Here is an 18,001-nt window from a genome sequence, read left to right as displayed (position 1 = left end):
CATCCCAACGGGGAAACCCACGGCGTGTCAGACAGCCCGAATCCTTCCGGCCGGCGACGGCGTGGAGGTCGCGGCCGGCGCGGGGGTCGCCGCCATCGCGATGTTCAGGGACAAGCGGACGCGGAATCTGCAGCGGCCTCAACAGCGGGGAATGAACCTCCCTCGACGGTGAGCCAGGAACCACCGCCTGCGCTCCGCGAAGTGCCGGGGGACCGGCCCCCGGAAACAGAAAGCGAGCCTGCGGTGGCCGCGGGGGAACCTCCCGCCCAGCCGAAGGAATCGGTCCCCGGTTCTCCCCGCGCGGCTGTTCCTGTGGCCCGTTCCGGGTCCTCCGCCGCGCCGGGGCCCACCGCGGAGGCCCGCCGACCCGCAGCCCTCGACGAGGCCCTGCGTCGGCTCAACGACATTGTCCGTCAGCTGCGCGAAGTCCTCGAGGACATGGAAGAAGCGGCAGATTTGCTGGACATGGCGGCCGACCAGAAGCAGGCCACGGAACAGGAACTGGAACGGCTGCACCGGGCGCTGAACCACTTGCAGCGCTCCCGATCCAACGAACGGGCCGGAGCCGCCCGTTGATTGGCTCAGCCCCGGGCAGATCGCCCCGGAGTGCAAGAGACCGCGCACCGCTCCGGCCACGGCCCCGCCGCTCCGGTCCCATGGACTCTCGGAGGGCGACATGTGTAGACGCCCTGGCGCTGGCAGGTGCCCCGCCCGTGGGGTCGCCTGCTTTTCGTGAAACGGACTGCTGCCGCCTCGACCTTTCCGGACGTGAAGCCGTGTTGGTTCCGAAGTTCGTTGAATCAGGCTGGAGAGACTCCACTCCGGCAGTGGCGGGGGACGCAAGGCCGCGCTGTCCCGCACACGAACGGCGCATGGCTGCGCGCAGAAAGGTGGAACTGCGATGAATCCCCGCCCGAATGCCCGCGGGAACCGGCCCGAGCCCGCGGCCGCCGAGCTTGCCATTGGACAGCAGGCGCAACCTGGGTCATCATTCGGCACCGTTTGGTCCGGGGTGACCGGTTCGATGCAAAGCCAAAGGACAAGTGGGACACGGCTCGGTTCGCTGCACACGCTGACCATCGGCGTCGTGTTGCTGGGGCTGACTTTGATCCTGTTGCTGGCGCTGATGGTGATGAACCTGGGCAGCCGCCCGGCCCAACCGTTGCCCATCCTTTCCACCGTGCCGGACTTCGTGCTCACCAACCAGGCCGGCCAGGTGGTGCGGCGCGTTGACCTGCTCGGCCAGCCGTGGGTGGCGGACATCATCTTCACCCGCTGCGCCGGGCCCTGTCCCCTGATGACGCGCCGCATGAAATCGCTGCAGGATGCGCTCCCTCCGGATGCGCGGGTCCGATTGATCACCCTGACCACCGATCCCGCCTACGACACCCCCGCGGTGTTGCGGCAGTACGGAGAACGGTTCGGCGCGGACTTTCGGCGCTGGTGGTTCTTGACAGGGGCGCCCGACCAGATCGCGCGCCTGGCGATCGACGGCCTCAAGCTCACCGCCGTGCCCATCCCGGAATCCCAACGGACCAATCCGGCCGATCTTTTCATTCACAGCACCACCTTCGTCGTGGTGGACGCCGAGGGCCGTGTCCGCGCCAGCTTCGAAACGGTGGGAGAAGACTTCAACTTCACCCCGGTGCGCCGACAAATCGTCCGGACGCTGCGCCAGTTGGAACGGGAACCAGCGGACGCAGCCACAACAAATCGGCCTTGAGCCCATGAGTGTCCAGGACTTGCCGTGGGTCAATGCCCTGTTGAACGCCACCAGTGCCACGCTGGTGATTACCGGCCTGCGCATGATCCGGCACGGCCGCCGCGATGCGCACCGCGTCTGCATGCTGGCCGCGGTGGTGGTCTCGGCGCTCTTCCTGGTCAGTTACCTCTATTACCATGCACACGCGGGTCGAACGGTCTTCCGTGATCCCGCATGGTTTCGCCCCGTTTACCTCGGGATCCTCCTCACCCACACCGTGCTGGCCGCAGCGATTGTGCCGATGGTCCTGATTACCGTGACCCTGGCGCTTCGACAGAGGTGGGAGGCACACCGACGTTGGGCCCGCTGGACTTGGCCGGTCTGGTTGTATGTCTCCCTGACCGGTGTGCTGATCTATCTGCTGCTGTACCAAATCTTTCCGCAAACCGGCGGCGGGTGATCGGACCGGGGCTTCACGCCCGGCGGTTCGAATCCCCGGTTCGCGCCGCCCAGATATAGCGCATCAACAAGACGCGCAGCACCGCCGCCAGGGGAATGGCCAGGATCGCGCCCAGCAGTCCGCCCAGCAGGGTGGTTCCCGTCATGATCGCCACAATGATGACCATGGGATGCAGCCCCACCCGCGAGCCCAGGATGCGGGGCTGCAATACGTAGCCCTCGATGGCCTGCACGATTCCGAAGACCAGCAGGACCATCAGGGGATGTTGCCAGTCCCCGAAACTGACCAGCGCAATGATGAGCGCGGTAAAACAGGTCACGATGGCCCCCAGGAAGGGGATGATCGTCAGCACCATCGCCAGGGCGCCGATGAGAAACGCGTACGGCAGCCCGACCAGGGCAAACCCGATCCCGTACAGGACGCCGTCGCACATGGCCACCAGCACCTGGCCCCGGAAAAAGGCGATCAAATGCTCGTTGACCGAACGAAGGATGAACACCACTTCCTCCTTGAGCCGGGAATCCCGCAGCGGCAGGTAGCGGGTCCAGGAATCCGTGATCCGGCGTTTCTCCACCAACAGATAGAACAGGTAGATCGGAATCAGGGCCAGACCGGCGACGATGCCGAACAAACCGGTCAACCGGGAGAGTTGATCGGCCAGCCAGTTGCCCAGCGTGCGCAGGGCACGTCCGGTCCATTCAGCCACGCGCTGCACGGTGGAGGGGTCGAGCTGGTCCCACCAGCGGCCCGGCGGGGGCTCCGGCGCCGGACCGGGCGCGGGCGCAGGCGGTGGGGCCGACTGCGGGGCGGCCGGCTCAGCCGTGTCCGGCGGGCGGAACCAGGGCAGCCCGGCCCGACGCAGCGTCTGCTCCAACACCGCCGGTGGGTGGGTGGCCCAGTGTTGCAGCCGGGCTTCCAGCCGCGCCACAAACGTCGGGACATTCTCGATCAACTGCCGCGTCTGCACCACCAGCCGCGGCACGGCGATGCCCAGCACGCCCCCCAGCAACGTCACCGCCAGCAAAAACACCAGCAAAACCGCGCGCACCCGCGGGATTCTCCGTGCTTCCAGCCAGTCCACCACCGGATCGAGCAGGTAGGCGAGCACGCCGGCGACTGCCAGCGGCCAGAGCACCGGGGAAAGCACGTCCAGCACGCGGCCCAACGCCCAGATCAACGCGGCGACCAACCCCACCAGGGTCGCCAGGGCCAAACCGCTCAGAGCAGCCCAGATCAGCCGCGATTGCAGGGGCGTGGGAGGTGGCAGGGCCATGAAGCGTTTCGCGAAAGCGAGCTCCGGATCAGTTCGTCGAAGCCGTCTGCCCCAGCCGATGCGCCTTCTCGGCGGCCACACGCACGGCGTTCATGACCGTCCCATGGAAGCCGCCCTGCGCCAGGGCCTGCAAACCCTCGATGGTGGTTCCGCCGGGACTGGTGACCATCTCTTTCAACGTGGTCGGGTGCATGCCGGTTTCGACCAACATCCGCGCCGTACCCAACAGGGTTTGTACCGCCAGTCGCCGGGCCGTTTCGCGCGGCAGGCCGCAGGCCACGCCCCCATCCGTCAATGCCTCGACGAACTGGCAAACGTAGGCCGGTCCGCTGCCGCTCAACCCCGTGACGGCATCCATCAGACTCTCCTTGACCCGCAAGACCAGGCCGACCGCAGCGAACAATCGCTCCACCAGTGCCTCGTCCGCCCGGGTGGCGTGGCGCCCCGCGCAAAAGGCCGTGGCCGAGGCGCCCACCAGGGCGGGGGTGTTGGGCATCACGCGAATGACCCGTGACTGCGGGGGCAGGGCCGCTTCCAACCGGGCCGTCGGCACCCCGGCGGCAATCGAGATCACGAGATGACGCGGCGTAACACCCTCGCGCAGCTCCTGCAGCACCGGGCCGACCTGATCCGGCTTCGTGGCGATCACCAGCACCTGGGCGGCTTGGGGCAGCTCCCGGTTGCGCCCCACCACACGGGCGCCGGTGGCCTGGCTGAAGCGCTTGCGTGCCTCGGCACTCGGGTCGCTGCCCAGGATCTGGCTCGGACGCAGCAAACGGGCCTGGAGAAATCCCCGCGCCAACGCGGTCGCCATCTGGCCGGTGCCCACAAAGCCCAGGGTCAATCTGGCAGGCATGGCCGATCTTGTAGCAGGCCGGCCCCTCCGCGGCAAAGCGCAAAACGCGTTCGCTCGTTACCGGTCCTGGCCGCGGAATCCGGGGAAACGAACGTCGTCCACGCCAGCTCCGGCAAAGGCCGCCCGGGGACCCGCATAAGCGGGGCGCGCGAATCCTGGGAACCCCTGGAAGTTCCGGGATCGATGACGCGCCCCGGCCCTCGAAGTCGGCCCGGCCCGGGCCAGCCGTTCGCCTCCTTTGCGCGCCAGGCCACCTCCACCGGCACGCGGCGCTGCCGAGGCGGCCGGCGGGCGCGCACCGCGGCCGGTCCGGCGTTGCGGTTAGCCAAAGAGATCCAACTGCGTAAACGGCGCCAGTTGGCGCAGCTTTTCGCGATCCCGCTGGCGACGCGACATGGTTTTGGGCGTGCCGTCCGGATTGAGCTCGGCCTCTTCCAGATTGGCCAAGATGACCTTGGCCCGTTCGAGCACCGGCTGCGGCACGCCGGCCAGCCGGGCGACGTGAATGCCGTAACTCTTGTCCGTGGCCCCCTCGACGATCTTGTGCAGAAACACGATCTGATCACGCCACTCCCGCACTGCCACATTGTAATTCTTGAGCCGCGGCAGGCGGGCCGCCAACTCCGTGAGCTCGTGATAATGCGTGGCGAAGAGCGTCTTGGCCCCGATTTGGTTGTGGATGTACTCGACGATGCTCCAGGCCAGACTCAATCCGTCGAAGGTGCTGGTGCCGCGCCCGACCTCGTCCAGAACGATGAGGCTTCGCGCCGTGGCATGTCGCAAGATGTTGGCGGTCTCCGTCATCTCCACCATGAACGTGCTCTGGCCGCGGGTCAGATCGTCCGAGGCCCCGATCCGTGTGAAGAGCCGGTCCACCAGATCGATGCGGGCCGATCGCGCAGGCACGAACGATCCCGTGTGCGCCAGCAGGACCAGCAGAGCCACCTGCCGAATGTAGGTGCTCTTGCCGGCCATGTTCGGTCCGGTGATGAGCGCGATCTGGGGCGGGGCCCCGGCGGCCGGGCCTTCCGGGGCGTCCTGGGCCCGTCCGGCCGCCGGGCCGCTGGCCAGCCAGGTGTCGTTGGGGACGAACCGTTCGTCCAACAGCGTTTGTTCCAGCACGGGGTGGCGCCCGTCGCGAATCTGAATCAGGCCTTCATCCCGCACCTCGGGGCGGCAGTACTGGTGCACCCGGGCGGTTTCAGCCAGGGCGGCCAGCACGTCGGCTTGGGCCAGCGCCGCGGCGGCTTGTTGCAACGGGACCAGATGGGCCAGCACCCGTTCCCGGATCTGTTGGAACAGTTCGTATTCGAGTTTGAGACTGCGCTCTTCGGCGCCCAGGATGCGGGCCTCGATGTCCTTCAGTTCGGGCGTTATGAACCGTTCGCCGTTGGCGATGGTCTGCTTGCGCTGGTAATGCGACGGCACGCGGTCCAGATTCGCGCGCGTCACCTCGATGTAATAGCCGAACACCGAGTTGTATCGGACCTTCAGGGAGGGAATGCCGGTGCGCTGGATTTCCTCGGCCTGGTACCGGGCGATCCATTCCTTGCCCTCGCGCATCGCCCGGCGCAGCTCGTCCAGGGCGGGATCGAAGCCGTCGCGGATCAGGCCGCCTTCTTTGACGGACAGGGGCGGATCGTCCACGATGGCCTGCTGAATAAGATCCACCAGCTCGGGCAGGGGCACCAGTTGGCCGGCCAGGGTCTGGAGCAGGGGTGGCACGACGGGGGCGGGGGCGGGTTCGCCCAGCGGCAAGGCAGCCTCGGCCGAGGGAGCGCATCGCAGTCCGAGCAACTGCTCGCGCAGTGCGGGGAATTGCTCCAGAGCCAGGCGGAGGGCGACCAGGTCCCGCGCGTTGCCGCTGCCGGCGCTCAGACGGCTCAGCGTTCGTTCCAGATCCCGGACCTCCGCCAGTTGCCGGCGGAACGCGTCCAGAGTGCCGGGATGATCGAGGAAGGCCTGAATGGCCTGTTGGCGCTGATGAATGGGAGCCAGCGTGGCCAGCGGCTGCGAAAGCCAGTCCCGCAGTCGTCGGGCCCCCATGGGCGTGACGGTGCGATTGATCGCGCCGTAGAGGCAGGCCTGTCGGGGTGCATCCCGATGCAACGGCTCGAGCACCTCCAGGTGCCGCAAGGTTGCGGTGTCCAGGCCCAGGAAATCGCCGCGCTGGTAAAAGGACAGTTGCGTCAGATGCCGCACGTCGCGATGCAGATGCTGCGTCAGGTAATGCAAAATGGCGCCCGCGGCCCCGGTCGCCCAGGGGCGGCCTTTCAGACCGAACCCGTCCAGAGTGGCCACCCGGAAGTGGTCCCGCAGGGCAAACTGGGCGGTCTCGGGCGCGAAGGCCCAGTCTTCGTGCGGATTGACCACCCAGCCGAATCGGGTGGGTCGCGGTGCGCCGATCTCGGTGCCGGACCGGGACGGTGTCCCGGCAGAGGCGTCGACGGGCGTTTCCCCGAGCAGCTGCGCCCGCAGGGTGGCGGCCTCTTGCGGCAGGATGATCTCGGCCGGCCGCAGCCGTTCCAGTTCCGTCAACAGGGCCGAAAGATCCTCCAACTCGGTCGCGCGAAACTCGCCGGTGGTCAGGTCCACCACCGCCAGACCGAAGCGCTCGGTGCCGGGGCAGACCGCCGCCAGGAAATTGTTCTGCTCCTGCGTCAGCAGCCGTTCGTCAAAGTGGGTGCCCGGAGTCAGGATGGCGGTGACCTCGCGTTTGACCAGCTTGCCGGGCCTGGCTTCCTCGAGCTGATCGCAGAGCGCGACCTTGTATCCGGCCCGCAACAGCCGGCCGATGTAGGTGGACGCGGCATGGTAGGGCAGGCCGCACATCGGCACGCCGTTGCGACGCGTCAGGGCCAGGCCCAGAATGCGCGCTCCGACCTGGGCGTCCTCGAAAAACATCTCGTAAAAGTCGCCCAACCGGAACAACAACAGGGCGTCCCGGGGCAGTTCGCCCTTGATCCGGCGATACTGCGCCATCATGGGCGTAAGTGCGGTGTTGCCGACCATTGCTGCGATTTTTTCCCGGGGCAGCGGCCAGGGCAAGGCGATTGCCGGGCCGGTGGACGGAGCGCTGGCTGTTGCACCCGTGCGGTGCCGGATGGTACCTTGCGCTCACGGAGGACGCGGACGGACAACGGGATTGCAGAGTCATGCATTGGAGTGACTCCGATTTGCAGTTTGTCGTCGAAACCGTCGTGACGCACCGCAAGGACCACGACCGGGTGGTCGAGCTGCTGCGGGACAAACCGGATCTGGTGGCGCCGATGCTGGATGACCCGCGCCTGGTGGATCGCCTGCTGCAGGAGAAAGAGGCCCTCGTGCGCATCTCCCCGCGCCTGCTTTTCACGGTGTTGCTCCGCCGGGTGCGACGGGACCTGGAGGCGCACGGGCTGGTCTATGAACGGGACGCCGGCCATCGCATCCCGGTGTTTGCCGGCTCGCAAGCGCGGGCGCTGCTCGATCAGCCGGGCATCTTCGACTACCTTGTGGACCTGCTGTGCTCCTTTGTGCGGACGCACTCCGGCACGCTCTACTGGAAGGAGCGGGGGCTCTGGCGCAAACGCCGGTTCAGCGATCTCAACCTCGACGACATGGTAGCGGTCTGTCATCTGGTGGCTCCCGAGTGGCGTCCGCGGATTTACAAGCGCATCGGCGACCTGGCGCTGTTCCTGACGGGCGTCTTTCCGGATCACCTGTCGCAACTTTTGCAGGGGGTGCGCCGCCGTTTCTCCCAGGGGCGCTCTCTGGCGGACTACGAACGAGAGGGGCGATACTTTTACCGGTTGGCGGCGCGGCAGGCGGACGCGCCGTGGTCCTCAACGGTGCTGCAACAGTTGTCCGATCAGTTCACCCTGGCCCGCGAGATCCTGACCACCCTGAGCGATCGATACCTCCGCCCGCTCCGCGAGCACTACTTCGGGTCGCCCGCGGCGTGAACGGCAACCGAGCCGTGGGGCGAAATCACCGCGCAGGGGCGCGACCTTTGCAGGGCCAAAATCGAACACTCCGGGAAGGGGTCATCGCGGTCGGGGATTGTCGCGCCGGCTCGGGGTTCGAACCGTGGTGGGTTTGCGCAGCTCCGGCCCTGTAAGGGACGTGCAGTCTCGCCAATCGGCTGGTCGGTGGCGCGGGCCCTGGTGACCCGGCCCTCTGATGACAGTCCATTGAGGCTGCGGAGCGGGCCAGGGCTCGCCAGGCCGCGCGGACACCGCACCTGGCGCACCCTGCACCTCGAATCCGTGCGCCAACTGGCTTGCTTACCTTGGCAGTGGGGCTTTCGAGCTTTGGCGGGCTGAAGCCCGACAACCCGGCCGTCCTGGCTCAGGGCAGGCAAGACGGCCAGGCGTTTCCGAGAAGTGTCGTTCCCGGATGAGCCCGCCGGGCCCTTCGGCCAAGCGCCAGGAAAAGGCCCGACTCATCACCTGCCTCGGCCTTGATGCGCCGGCCAGGGCTCAGCGCGTGGGATGAAGGAGTCGCCGGGTCGGGCCGCGAGCCGGTGCCCGTAAATCAGACCGGAGGGATGCGGCGTTGGGAGGTGCTTCATTTGACAGGTTGTCCACGGCTGCGCTAAGCTCGGCGGCGGTTCCGGTCAGGGGACGGTCGCCGCGGGGTGTGGGGGCATCAGGAACGCTGCCCGGAGGGTGGACACTCATCGGTCCCGGTATGGACGGTGGTGTTGTGTCCGGGGCTCATCTTGCGCCGCCGGCGAGTTTCCGTGATCCTGACGAGGCTGGAGCAGGACGAAGAAACCCATGCGAGAGTTCGACGTGTATCATCCGCCGCCGGAGGCGGCCGAGATTCTGGCGGCCTGTCCGCGGCTGATCATCGCCGAGACGACGGAGGAGCTGGTGGACCTGGCTTGTGGCGGGCCGGGTTCGGACTGGTTCGAGGTTGCGTACGAGGTGCCGGGTCGGGGCAGGGTGGTGGAAGCGACGGTGGCCCGGGTGCGCAACGGAGTTTGCGCGAATTACACCGAGCCGTACATGCGCCGGCGGGATCCGGACTGCATGGTGATCGGCGATGACACCCCGACGGACAAGACCACCTTTCGGCAGCGTTTCGGGACCAGTTTTGCTCCGTTGCGCCAGGCGACGTTTGACTGGCTGAGGCAGCAGGAACTGGCGATGTTCGGCTTTCACGCGGGCGGCCCCGGGGTGGGACTGGATGCGCTGGTGATCGCGCCGGCCAACGCGGGGTTCTTCGCGCTGGGACTGGCCCTGCTTCAGGGAATTCTGCGCCGGGATGAACTCCGCCCGGACTTTCGCCCCCGGGCCGTGATTTACGTCGCGCCACCCTTTCGCCATACCCACTTCCAGGGCCGTCAGGTGGTTGTCCACAACCGGCGGGACGGTCTGCACGAGCTGTTTTCGTACAACCTCTATCCGGGGCCGAGTGCCAAGAAGGGCATCTACGGGGTCTTGCTGGGTCTCGGCGAACGCGAGGGCTGGGTGACCAATCACTGCTCGACGGTGCAGGTGATCACGCCATACGACAACGTGGTCACGATCATGCACGAGGGGGCCAGCGGGGGCGGCAAGAGCGAGATGCTCGAGCACATGCACCGGGAGCCGGACGGACGCCTGTTGCTGGGCGAGAATCTTCTGACCGGCGAACGCCGCTACGTCCAAATCCCGCGGGCCTGCGAACTGCGGGCGGTCACCGACGACATGGCGCTCTGTCATCCCTCCGTCCAGGGCGGGGATGGAAAGCTCACCTTGATGGACGCGGAGAGTGCGTGGTTTGTCCGCGTCAATCACATCGAACACTACGGCACGGACGTCCACCTGGAGAAACTATGTGCCGAGCCGCCGGTGCCCCTGTTGTTCCTCAACATCGACGCGGTGCCGCGCAGCCGGGCCCTGATCTGGGAACACATCGAAGACGCGCCGGGAGTGCGCTGTCCCAACCCCCGCGTGATCATCCCGCGCAAGATTTATCCGGGGGTGGTGGACGGTCCGGTCACGGTGGACATCCGGAGCTTCGGGGTGCGCACGCCGCCGTGCACGCGGCAGAAGCCCACGTATGGGATTCTCGGGATGTTTCACATCCTGCCACCGGCGCTGGCGTGGTTGTGGCGGCTGGTTTCCCCCCGGGGTCACGCGAACCCCAGCATCGTCGAGACGGAGGGCATGTCCAGCGAAGGGGTCGGCTCCTACTGGCCCTTCGCCACCGGGCGCAAAGTGGATCAGGCCAACCTCCTGTTGCGTCAGTTCCTCGACAGTCCCCGAACGCGGCACATTCTGTGCCCCAACCAGCACATTGGCGCCTGGCGGGTCGGGTTCATGCCACAGTGGATCGCCCGGGAATACCTGGCGCGCCGGGGCGTGGCGCGGTTTCGGCCCGACCAGCTCCGGCCGGCGCGGTGTCCCCTGCTCGGCTACACGTTGCATCAACTGCAGGTGGAGGGCGTCCCGATTGCCCGCTGGTTCCTGCAGGTCGAAACGCAGCCGGAGGTGGGCGAAGAGGCCTATGACCGCGGGGCGGCCATCCTGCGGGCGTTCTTCGAGAAGTGTCTGCGAGAGTTTCTGGTGCCGGACCTGGACCCGTTGGGCCGCGAAATCATCACCTGTTGTCTGGATGGCGGGCAGGTGGCGGATTTCGAAAAACTGATGCCGGGGGGCTGAGATGGGGCCGGGAAACGGGCCAGCGAACGTAACGGGTCCTTCGGAGCTTGTCCAAATGTCGGGAGCAATCCTCGCAACGGAGCGAGCGACTGCACGTGTCGCAGGCGACGTCGTCGGGGGCGCGGTGCCCCGGCTCGGGATCCTGGGCGGCGGTCAGCTGGCGAAAATGCTGGTGCAGGCGGCGGCGCAGCTGGGTTGCCGGACGGTGTGTGTGGAAATGGAGCGCGACTGTCCGGCGGGGTTGTTGACGCCGGTGGAGGTCGTTCCGGGCTGGGACGCAGCGGAGGAGGTGGCACGGGTCCTGGAAGCCCTGGAGGTGGTGACCCTGGAAAATGAATTCATTCCCGAGCGCACGCTGGCCCTGTTGGCCAGCCGGGGCCATCGAGTCCTTCCCGGCCCGGCAACCATGGAGCGCATTCGCGACAAGTTTTTGCAGAAGAGCACGCTGGCCGCCGCGGGCCTGCCGGTGCCGGCGTTTGCCGCCGTCGAAAATCCGGAGGAGCTCGTGGCGCGTGGCCGCGAGTGGGGCTGGCCGCTGGTGCTCAAGGCCCGGTGTCACGGGTACGACGGGAAGGGCAACGCGACCGTCCACGGGCCGGAAGACGTTCGGCCGGCCTGGCAACGACTGGGCGGAGACCGCGGCCGGGCGCTGTACGTGGAGGCGTTTTGCCCTTTCGAGCGGGAGCTGGCCGTGATCGTCACCCGGGGTCGGGACGGCCGGTGCGCCGTGTATCCCGTCGTCGAGACCTGTCAGAAGGATCACATCTGCCATCACGTGGTGGCTCCGGCGCAGGTGCCGCCGGCCCGCGCGGCGCGTGCGGCAGAGCTGGCCCGGGCGGCGGTGGAGAGCGTCGGTGGGATCGGCAGTTTCGGCGTCGAGCTGTTCCTGGGGCCGGACGGCGGCGTGTGGATCAACGAGTTGGCGCCGCGCGTGCACAATTCGGGCCATTACACGATCGAAGCGTGCGAGTGTTCGCAGTTCGAGAATCACGTGCGCGCGGTGTTGGGTTGGCCGCTCGGCTCGACCCGGATGCGCACGCCGGCGGCGGCCATGGTGAACTTGTTGGGACGGCGTCACGGCTCCGGACGTGTGCGGGGGCTGGAGCAGGCCCTCGCCATGCCCGGCGTCCACGTGCACATTTACGGCAAGACACGGTGTGCCCCCGGCCGCAAAATGGGCCACGTTACGGCGTTGGGTGCCACGCCTGATGAGGCCCTGGCGCGGGCCTTGGCGGCGGCACAGGTTCTGGATTTCGGCGATGTCCAGCCGTGAGGTTGCACCGATGAACCCGCTTCCTCGTCCCTATTCAAGCCGGATCTTCGACGGCCCCGAACGGGCCCCCAGCCGGGCGATGCTGTATCCGGTGGGATTCCGACCGGAAGATTTCTCCAAGCCCCTCATCGGGATCGCCTCCACGTGGAGCCAGGTGACCCCGTGCAACATGCATCTGGATCAGTTGGCGCGTGCGGCCGAAGGGGGCGTCAGTGGGGCGGGCGGTAAAGCCATCATTTTCAACACCATCACCATTTCCGACGGCATCTCCATGGGCACGGAGGGAATGAAGTATTCGCTGGTCTCGCGCGAGGTGATTGCCGATTCCATCGAGACGGTGGTGGCCTGCCAGGGCATGGATGGGTTGGTGGCGTTGGGGGGATGCGACAAGAACATGCCCGGCTGCCTGATTGCGATCGCGCGGTTGAACCGACCGGCCGTTTTCGTGTACGGCGGCACCATTCTGCCCGGTTGCCTGCCCGGGACGAATCAGCGCCTCGACATCGTGTCGGTCTTCGAAGCGGTGGGTGCACACGCCCGGGGCAGGATGCGTGCCGAAGAGCTGGCCGCAGTGGAGCGCTGCGCCATCCCGGGGCCGGGTTCCTGCGGGGGCATGTACACGGCCAACACGATGGCCAGCGCCATCGAGGCGCTCGGGATGAGCCTGCCCAACAGCTCGGCCCAGAACGCCGTGTCACCGGCCAAACTCGAGGACGCCCGGCGGGCCGGGGAAGCGGTGGTCAACCTCTTGCGTCTCGGGCTGTGCCCCCGGGACATCCTCACCCGAAAGGCCTTCGAGAATGCCATCGCCGTGGTCATCGCCCTGGGCGGTTCCACCAATGCCGTGCTGCACCTGCTGGCCATCGCCCATGCGGCCGGGGTGCGCCTGACGTTGGACGATTTCGATCGCATCGGGCGCCGGGTTCCGGTGCTGGCGGATCTCAAGCCCAGTGGTCGTTTCTGGATGAGCGATTTGGTGGCCATTGGTGGGATCCGGCCCCTGATGAAGCGCCTGCTCGAAAAGGGGCTTTTGCACGGCGACTGCCGCACCGTGACCGGCCGGACGCTGGCCGAAGATCTGGCCGGGGTGCCGGACTATCCGGCGGATCAGGAGATCATTCGGCCCTTTGACCGGCCCATCAAGAAGGACAGTCACCTGGTGATTCTGCGCGGCAATCTTGCTCCGGAGGGAGCCGTGGCCAAGATCACAGGGAAGGAGGGGCTGCGCTTCGAAGGTCGTGCGCGGGTTTTCAATTCCGAAGAGCAGGCGATGAAGGCGATTCTGGGCGGGCGCATCCGCAAAGGGGACGTGGTCGTGATTCGGTACGAGGGCCCCCGTGGCGGGCCGGGCATGCGCGAAATGCTGGGGCCCACCTCGGCCATCATGGGGCAGGGATTGGGTGCCGAGGTGGCCCTCATCACGGATGGCCGGTTTTCGGGCGGCACCCACGGTTTTGTGGTGGGGCACATCAGTCCGGAGGCGTACGTGGGTGGGCCCCTGGCGCTGGTCCGCAACGGAGACCGGATCGTGATCGATGCCCGGCAGCGCACCTTGACGCTTCTGGTCCCGCAGAAGGAATTGGCCGCCCGCCGGGCACGGTGGCGTCCGCCGCGGCCGCGTTATCGCCGGGGAGTTTTGGCCAAGTACGCGCACACGGTCAGCTCGGCCGCCCTGGGCGCGATCACGGACCTGCATCTGAATCCTTGAAGGTTGTTTTTGCATGAAAGCACCCCGCTCCGAAACGCCGCGGGTCGGCATCATCATGGGCAGCGATTCGGACTGGCCGACGCTGAAGGCCGCCGCCGAGCTCTTGGAGGAGTTCGGGGTGCCGCATGAGGTCCGGGTGGTCTCGGCGCATCGGACCCCGGACGACATGGCGCGGTACGGCCGCACGGCCGAGTCGCGGGGCCTGCAGGTGATCATCGCCGGGGCCGGCGGCGCCGCGCATTTGCCCGGCATGGTGGCCAGCCACACGGTCCTCCCGGTCATCGGCGTGCCGATTCCAACCCAGGCCCTGCACGGGTTGGATTCGCTGTTGTCCATTGTGCAGATGCCGGCCGGTGTGCCGGTGGCCACGGTGGCCATCGGGAATGCGCGCAATGCGGCCCTACTGGCCCTGCGAATTCTGGCCGTGCAGGACGAAAACCTGCGGCGCAAGTTGCACGAGTTCAAGGCGCGCATGGCGCGCGAGTCGCGGGCCAAGAACCGATCCCTGTCCCGGTAGCCGGTCATGGATTGGTGGGAAGGCGTCCTGGCGAACCTGGCCTCTCCTCCCATTGTGTTTTTCGCCCTGGGAGTTTTGTCGGTTTTGTTGCGGACGGACCTGCGCCTGCCCGAGCCCGTGTACACCGCGCTGGCCACCTATTTGCTGATGGCCATTGGCTTCAAGGGTGGCGTGGCCCTGGCGGAGTCCGGGTGGAGTCAGGTCTGGCGCCCGGGGCTGGCGGCGGTGCTGTTGGGGTGCTGCATCCCCTTGTGGTGCTACCCGGTGTTGCGCAGGCTGGTGCGGTTGAGTCCGGTGGACGCTGCGGCGGTTGCGGCCCATTACGGTTCGGTCAGCGCGGTGACCTTCGTGGCGGCGGTGAATTACCTCAACGAGCTTCGCGTGCCCTACGAACCCCATGCCAGTGCGTTTCTGGCGGTGATGGAATCGCCGGCCATTGTGGTGGGAGTCTTGCTGGGACGTCTGACGCAACCGCAGGCGGCGGCCGAGGGCGGGCTGCCATGGCGGCAGGTGTTGCACGAGGCGCTTCTGGGCAGGAGCGTGTTTCTGCTGCTCGGGGCCCTGGCGGCGGGAGCCATTTGCGGTGCACGCGGGGAAGAGGCCACCCGTGGCTTTTTCGTCGCGCCTTTTCAGGGAGTCCTGACGCTCTTTCTCTTTGAAATGGGCATGGTGGCGGCGCGGCGTTTGGGAGAACTTCGGCGGGTGGGGTTGTGGTTGATTGCCTTCGGGCTGGTCATGCCCATGGTGCACGGGGCGGTCGGGGTCGTTGCAGGGCATTTTGCGGGGCTCAGCCCCGGTGGGGCCTTTTTGATGGGCGTGCTGGCTGCCAGCGCTTCGTACATCGCGGCACCCGCAGCCATGCGACTGTCGTTGCCCCAGGCGAATCCCACGCTCTATTTGACCGCTGTCCTGGCCGTGACCTTTCCCTTCAACGTGACGCTGGGCCTGCCCCTGTACTACCAACTGGCCCGGTGGTGGCTGGGAGGTTTGCCATGAAAACGCACCCGATGAAGTTGGTCACCGTGGTTTGCGAGGCGCTGGCGCGGGTGCCCCTGTTGCAACTGCTCAAGTCCCACGGGGTGCACGGCTACACGCTTTTCCCCGTTGAGGGCACCGGTGCCAGGGGCGAGCGGCCCGCGGACATCGAAGAGTTTGCCAATATCCAGGTCGAGGTCATCGTCCCTGCGGCCGTGGCAGATGCACTGGTGGAAAAACTGCATCGCGATTTTCTGCCGCAGTTTGCCGCCATCGTGTACGTCACGGCGGTGGAGGTCCTGCGCCCGGAAAAGTTTTGACCCGTCGCGGTTCGAGGACCCCGGCCCTTGGCGAACGGGGAGGGCTCGAGGGGCCCGGAAAGCGGCGGCGGGCCCCCGGGTGGCGCCCTTCAAGCATCGGTTGGCTGCGAAAAATCGGCGGGGATGTTGGGCGTCCTCGGCGCGTGAAAGCCGAAGGAAAACGGCACTTTGGTGAGCCCCTCCCCAGGGCCGGGCCTGCCCCATCGAATTTCGCCCCTTCAGGGCGGGGTGAGTTGCGCAAACCCGATTCCCAGGGCGTTGCCTTGGGCTGGTGAATTGCCGCCCCGATGGGGCGGCCCAATGGTAAGACGAGCGCCGCGCGCTGGCGGGCAAGAATGCGTTTGACCCTGACGGCAGGGTGGGCTAGGCTGGGGTCGCAATGAACGGATGGCTGAACCTGCTGCTGTTGTCGGGCGCGCTGCGGGGTCGCGGCGCGGCAGTCGGGTTTTAGCCCCGGTTCTCGGATTCCGGAAAAACCCCCACTGCCGGCCCGGCGGTGGGGTTTGCGATTTTTTCCCGCCGCGGTTTCCCCGGCAGTGACCTTTGAAACGCGTATGCTCAAAGAACCCTGGACGAAATACCGACCATTCCCGCCGGTGCACCTGCCGGATCGACAGTGGCCCAACCGGGTGCTGACGCGGGCCCCCATCTGGTGCAGCGTGGATTTGCGCGACGGGAATCAGGCGTTGGCCATCCCGATGAACGTGAGCCAGAAACTGGAGATGTTCCAAGCCCTGGTCAAATGCGGCTTCAAGGAGATCGAGGTCGGCTTCCCGTCGGCGTCCAACACCGAGTTCACGTTCAACCGGCGGCTGATCGAGGAGAATCGAGTTCCCCCGGATGTGTGGATGCAGGTGCTGGTTCAGGCGCGGGAGGACCTGATCGAGCGGACCTTCGAATCGCTGGTGGGGGCGCGTCGGGTGATCATTCACATGTACAATTCCACCAGTCCGGCCCAGCGGCGGGTGGTGTTCAACATGACCCGGGAGCAGATCATCCAGATGGCGGTGCGCGGCGCCCAAATGATCAAGGATCGGCTGCCCCGGTTGAAGGGCACGGAAGTCCGGTTGCAATACTCTCCGGAGAGTTTTTCCGCCACCGAGGTGGAATTCGCCAAGGAAGTGGCCGAGGCGGTGATGGAGGTGTGGCAGCCCACTCCGGAGCACAAGATGATCCTCAACCTGCCGGACACGGTGGAGGTGGCCATGCCCAACGTGTATGCCGACCAGGTGGAATGGATCTGTCGCAACATCCGCAACCGGGACTCCCTGATCATCAGCGTCCACACGCACAACGACCGCGGCACGGGCATCGCCAAGACGGAGCTGGCGTTGTTGGCCGGGGCCGATCGTGTGGAGGGAACCCTGTTCGGCAACGGGGAACGAACCGGCAACCTGGACATCGTCACCGTGGCGCTGAACATGTACATGCACGGCATCGATCCGGGCCTGGATTTCAGCGACATCAACCGCTTGCGGGAGATTTACGAGCGTTGCACCGGCATGACCGTGCCGCCCCGGCAACCGTACGCCGGCGAGCTGGTCTTCACTGCCTTCAGCGGATCGCACCAGGACGCCATTCGCAAGGGCCTGCGCGAGTGGAACGAGGGCCGTCGGCAGTACTGGGATGTCCCGTACCTGCCGATCGATCCGCGGGACATCGGCCGCCAGTACCGGGAGGTCATCCGGGTCAACAGCCAGTCCGGCAAGGGTGGCGTGGCGTATTTGTTGGAGAACGAGTACGGCATCGAGCTGCCCAAGGAATTGCAGCGGGAATTTGGCCCGATCGCGAACGACGAGGTCGACCGGCTGGGACGCGAGGTCAGCGGCGCCGAACTGAAGGCGATGTTCTGGCGCGAATATGTGGAACGGACCCGGCCCTGGGAGCTGGTGGGCTTCGAAACGCAGAGCCGGGACGGGCGGGTTACCTGCCTGGCCCGGCTGCGCCGCAATGGCGAGCTGGTGGACATCCGGGGCGAGGGCAATGGTCCCCTGGCCGCCCTGGTCCATGGCCTGATCCACCACGGGGTGCCGCGCTTTGAGATCGTGCACTACAGTGAGCACGCCCTGAGCGCCGGCGAGGAGGCCAGCGCGATCGCCTACATTCAGATCCGGTTCAGCGACGGACGCACCCGTTGGGGGGCGGGCGTGGACACGAACATCGAGCTGGCCGGCGTCAAGGCCGTGCTGAGTGCGTTGAACCGCGCTTCCGCCTGAACCGGGTGTCCGGGCCCGGGACATCCCGAAGGTTCGGGAGAACGATTTGCCCGACAGCGGTGCCTGCGACCC

The 18,001-nt window shown here is 66.8% G+C and carries 14 protein-coding genes; 11 read left to right on the top strand and 3 right to left on the bottom strand.

All coding sequences use genetic code 11. The features are described 5' to 3' along the window. Positions 1 to 312 precede the first annotated feature (312 nt). The 3 genes from ACPDIT_RS02310 (at position 313) to ACPDIT_RS02300 (ending at position 2,162) form a co-directional block, all read left to right on the top strand. Positions 313 to 576, top strand: a complete 264-nt coding sequence (locus ACPDIT_RS02310) for a hypothetical protein (protein ID WP_423441183.1) — start codon at positions 313 to 315, stop codon at positions 574 to 576. Between the two features lie 448 nt (positions 577 to 1,024). Then, entirely contained in the window at positions 1,025 to 1,723 is a 699-nt protein-coding gene (locus ACPDIT_RS02305) for an SCO family protein (RefSeq protein WP_423441181.1), read from the top strand. Positions 1,724 to 1,727: 4 nt separating this feature from the next. Further along, positions 1,728 to 2,162 carry a DUF420 domain-containing protein gene (locus ACPDIT_RS02300; RefSeq protein WP_423441179.1) on the top strand — a complete coding sequence of 145 codons (435 nt, stop codon included), beginning with the start codon at positions 1,728 to 1,730 and terminating at the stop codon, positions 2,160 to 2,162. Between the two features lie 13 nt (positions 2,163 to 2,175). Here the strand turns inward: ACPDIT_RS02300 and ACPDIT_RS02295 are convergent, their stop codons facing one another. The 3 genes from ACPDIT_RS02295 to mutS form a co-directional block, all read right to left on the bottom strand. Then, a complete protein-coding gene (locus ACPDIT_RS02295) occupies positions 2,176 to 3,435 on the bottom strand; it encodes an AI-2E family transporter (RefSeq protein WP_423441177.1) in 1,260 nt (419 codons plus the stop codon). Positions 3,436 to 3,463: 28 nt separating this feature from the next. Further along, positions 3,464 to 4,291, bottom strand: a complete 828-nt coding sequence (gene proC / locus ACPDIT_RS02290; protein ID WP_423441175.1) for a pyrroline-5-carboxylate reductase — start codon at positions 4,289 to 4,291, stop codon at positions 3,464 to 3,466. Positions 4,292 to 4,612: 321 nt separating this feature from the next. Continuing rightward, positions 4,613 to 7,276 carry a DNA mismatch repair protein MutS gene (gene mutS, locus ACPDIT_RS02285; protein WP_423441173.1) on the bottom strand — a complete coding sequence of 888 codons (2,664 nt, stop codon included), beginning with the start codon at positions 7,274 to 7,276 and terminating at the stop codon, positions 4,613 to 4,615. A 170-nt stretch (positions 7,277 to 7,446) separates the two neighbouring features. On the opposite strand from mutS, the gene ACPDIT_RS02280 reads away from it, so the two are divergent. From ACPDIT_RS02280 to leuA, 8 genes are all read left to right on the top strand, one after another. After that, positions 7,447 to 8,232 carry a hypothetical protein gene (locus ACPDIT_RS02280; protein WP_423441171.1) on the top strand — a complete coding sequence of 262 codons (786 nt, stop codon included), beginning with the start codon at positions 7,447 to 7,449 and terminating at the stop codon, positions 8,230 to 8,232. 816 nt (positions 8,233 to 9,048) lie between these two features. Next, positions 9,049 to 10,920 carry a DUF4914 family protein gene (locus tag ACPDIT_RS02275; protein ID WP_423441169.1) on the top strand — a complete coding sequence of 624 codons (1,872 nt, stop codon included), beginning with the start codon at positions 9,049 to 9,051 and terminating at the stop codon, positions 10,918 to 10,920. A gap of 55 nt (positions 10,921 to 10,975) precedes the next feature. Beyond that, positions 10,976 to 12,193 carry a 5-(carboxyamino)imidazole ribonucleotide synthase gene (locus ACPDIT_RS02270; RefSeq protein WP_423441168.1) on the top strand — a complete coding sequence of 406 codons (1,218 nt, stop codon included), beginning with the start codon at positions 10,976 to 10,978 and terminating at the stop codon, positions 12,191 to 12,193. Between the two features lie 10 nt (positions 12,194 to 12,203). Beyond that, positions 12,204 to 13,901, top strand: a complete 1,698-nt coding sequence (gene ilvD / locus ACPDIT_RS02265) for a dihydroxy-acid dehydratase (protein WP_423441167.1) — start codon at positions 12,204 to 12,206, stop codon at positions 13,899 to 13,901. Positions 13,902 to 13,914: 13 nt separating this feature from the next. Next, a complete protein-coding gene (gene purE, locus ACPDIT_RS02260) occupies positions 13,915 to 14,418 on the top strand; it encodes a 5-(carboxyamino)imidazole ribonucleotide mutase (protein ID WP_423441165.1) in 504 nt (167 codons plus the stop codon). A 6-nt stretch (positions 14,419 to 14,424) separates the two neighbouring features. Beyond that, positions 14,425 to 15,414 carry a sodium-dependent bicarbonate transport family permease gene (locus ACPDIT_RS02255; protein ID WP_423441163.1) on the top strand — a complete coding sequence of 330 codons (990 nt, stop codon included), beginning with the start codon at positions 14,425 to 14,427 and terminating at the stop codon, positions 15,412 to 15,414. Continuing rightward, positions 15,411 to 15,713 (top strand): P-II family nitrogen regulator, encoded by a 303-nt coding sequence (locus ACPDIT_RS02250; RefSeq protein WP_423441161.1) that lies wholly within the window; start codon positions 15,411 to 15,413, stop codon positions 15,711 to 15,713. Before ACPDIT_RS02255 ends, ACPDIT_RS02250 begins: the two co-directional genes overlap by 4 nt. 554 nt (positions 15,714 to 16,267) lie before the next feature. After that, positions 16,268 to 17,929, top strand: a complete 1,662-nt coding sequence (leuA, locus tag ACPDIT_RS02245) for a 2-isopropylmalate synthase (RefSeq protein ID WP_423441159.1) — start codon at positions 16,268 to 16,270, stop codon at positions 17,927 to 17,929. The last annotated feature ends 72 nt before the right edge of the window (positions 17,930 to 18,001 follow it).

It is taken from the genome of Limisphaera sp. VF-2 (genome assembly GCF_049537125.1).
Lineage (GTDB): Bacteria > Verrucomicrobiota > Verrucomicrobiia > Limisphaerales > Limisphaeraceae > Limisphaera.
Note: the sequence above shows the minus strand (reverse complement) of the source record. Positions and strands in the feature narration are given on the sequence as shown.

What these genes read in the sequence shown, in the direction of transcription:
- ACPDIT_RS02305 (WP_423441181.1), top strand. Translation starts at nt 1,025, where the DNA reads ATGCAAAGCCAAAGGACAAGTGGGACACGGCTCGGTTCGCTGCACACG.
- ACPDIT_RS02300 (WP_423441179.1), top strand. Translation starts at nt 1,728, where the DNA reads ATGAGTGTCCAGGACTTGCCGTGGGTCAATGCCCTGTTGAACGCCACC.
- ACPDIT_RS02295 (WP_423441177.1), bottom strand. Translation starts at nt 3,435, where the DNA reads ATGGCCCTGCCACCTCCCACGCCCCTGCAATCGCGGCTGATCTGGGCT.
- proC (WP_423441175.1), bottom strand. Translation starts at nt 4,291, where the DNA reads ATGCCTGCCAGATTGACCCTGGGCTTTGTGGGCACCGGCCAGATGGCG.
- mutS (WP_423441173.1), bottom strand. Translation starts at nt 7,276, where the DNA reads ATGATGGCGCAGTATCGCCGGATCAAGGGCGAACTGCCCCGGGACGCC.
- ACPDIT_RS02280 (WP_423441171.1), top strand. Translation starts at nt 7,447, where the DNA reads ATGCATTGGAGTGACTCCGATTTGCAGTTTGTCGTCGAAACCGTCGTG.
- ACPDIT_RS02275 (WP_423441169.1), top strand. Translation starts at nt 9,049, where the DNA reads ATGCGAGAGTTCGACGTGTATCATCCGCCGCCGGAGGCGGCCGAGATT.
- ACPDIT_RS02270 (WP_423441168.1), top strand. Translation starts at nt 10,976, where the DNA reads ATGTCGGGAGCAATCCTCGCAACGGAGCGAGCGACTGCACGTGTCGCA.
- ilvD (WP_423441167.1), top strand. Translation starts at nt 12,204, where the DNA reads ATGAACCCGCTTCCTCGTCCCTATTCAAGCCGGATCTTCGACGGCCCC.
- purE (WP_423441165.1), top strand. Translation starts at nt 13,915, where the DNA reads ATGAAAGCACCCCGCTCCGAAACGCCGCGGGTCGGCATCATCATGGGC.
- ACPDIT_RS02255 (WP_423441163.1), top strand. Translation starts at nt 14,425, where the DNA reads ATGGATTGGTGGGAAGGCGTCCTGGCGAACCTGGCCTCTCCTCCCATT.
- ACPDIT_RS02250 (WP_423441161.1), top strand. Translation starts at nt 15,411, where the DNA reads ATGAAAACGCACCCGATGAAGTTGGTCACCGTGGTTTGCGAGGCGCTG.
- leuA (WP_423441159.1), top strand. Translation starts at nt 16,268, where the DNA reads ATGCTCAAAGAACCCTGGACGAAATACCGACCATTCCCGCCGGTGCAC.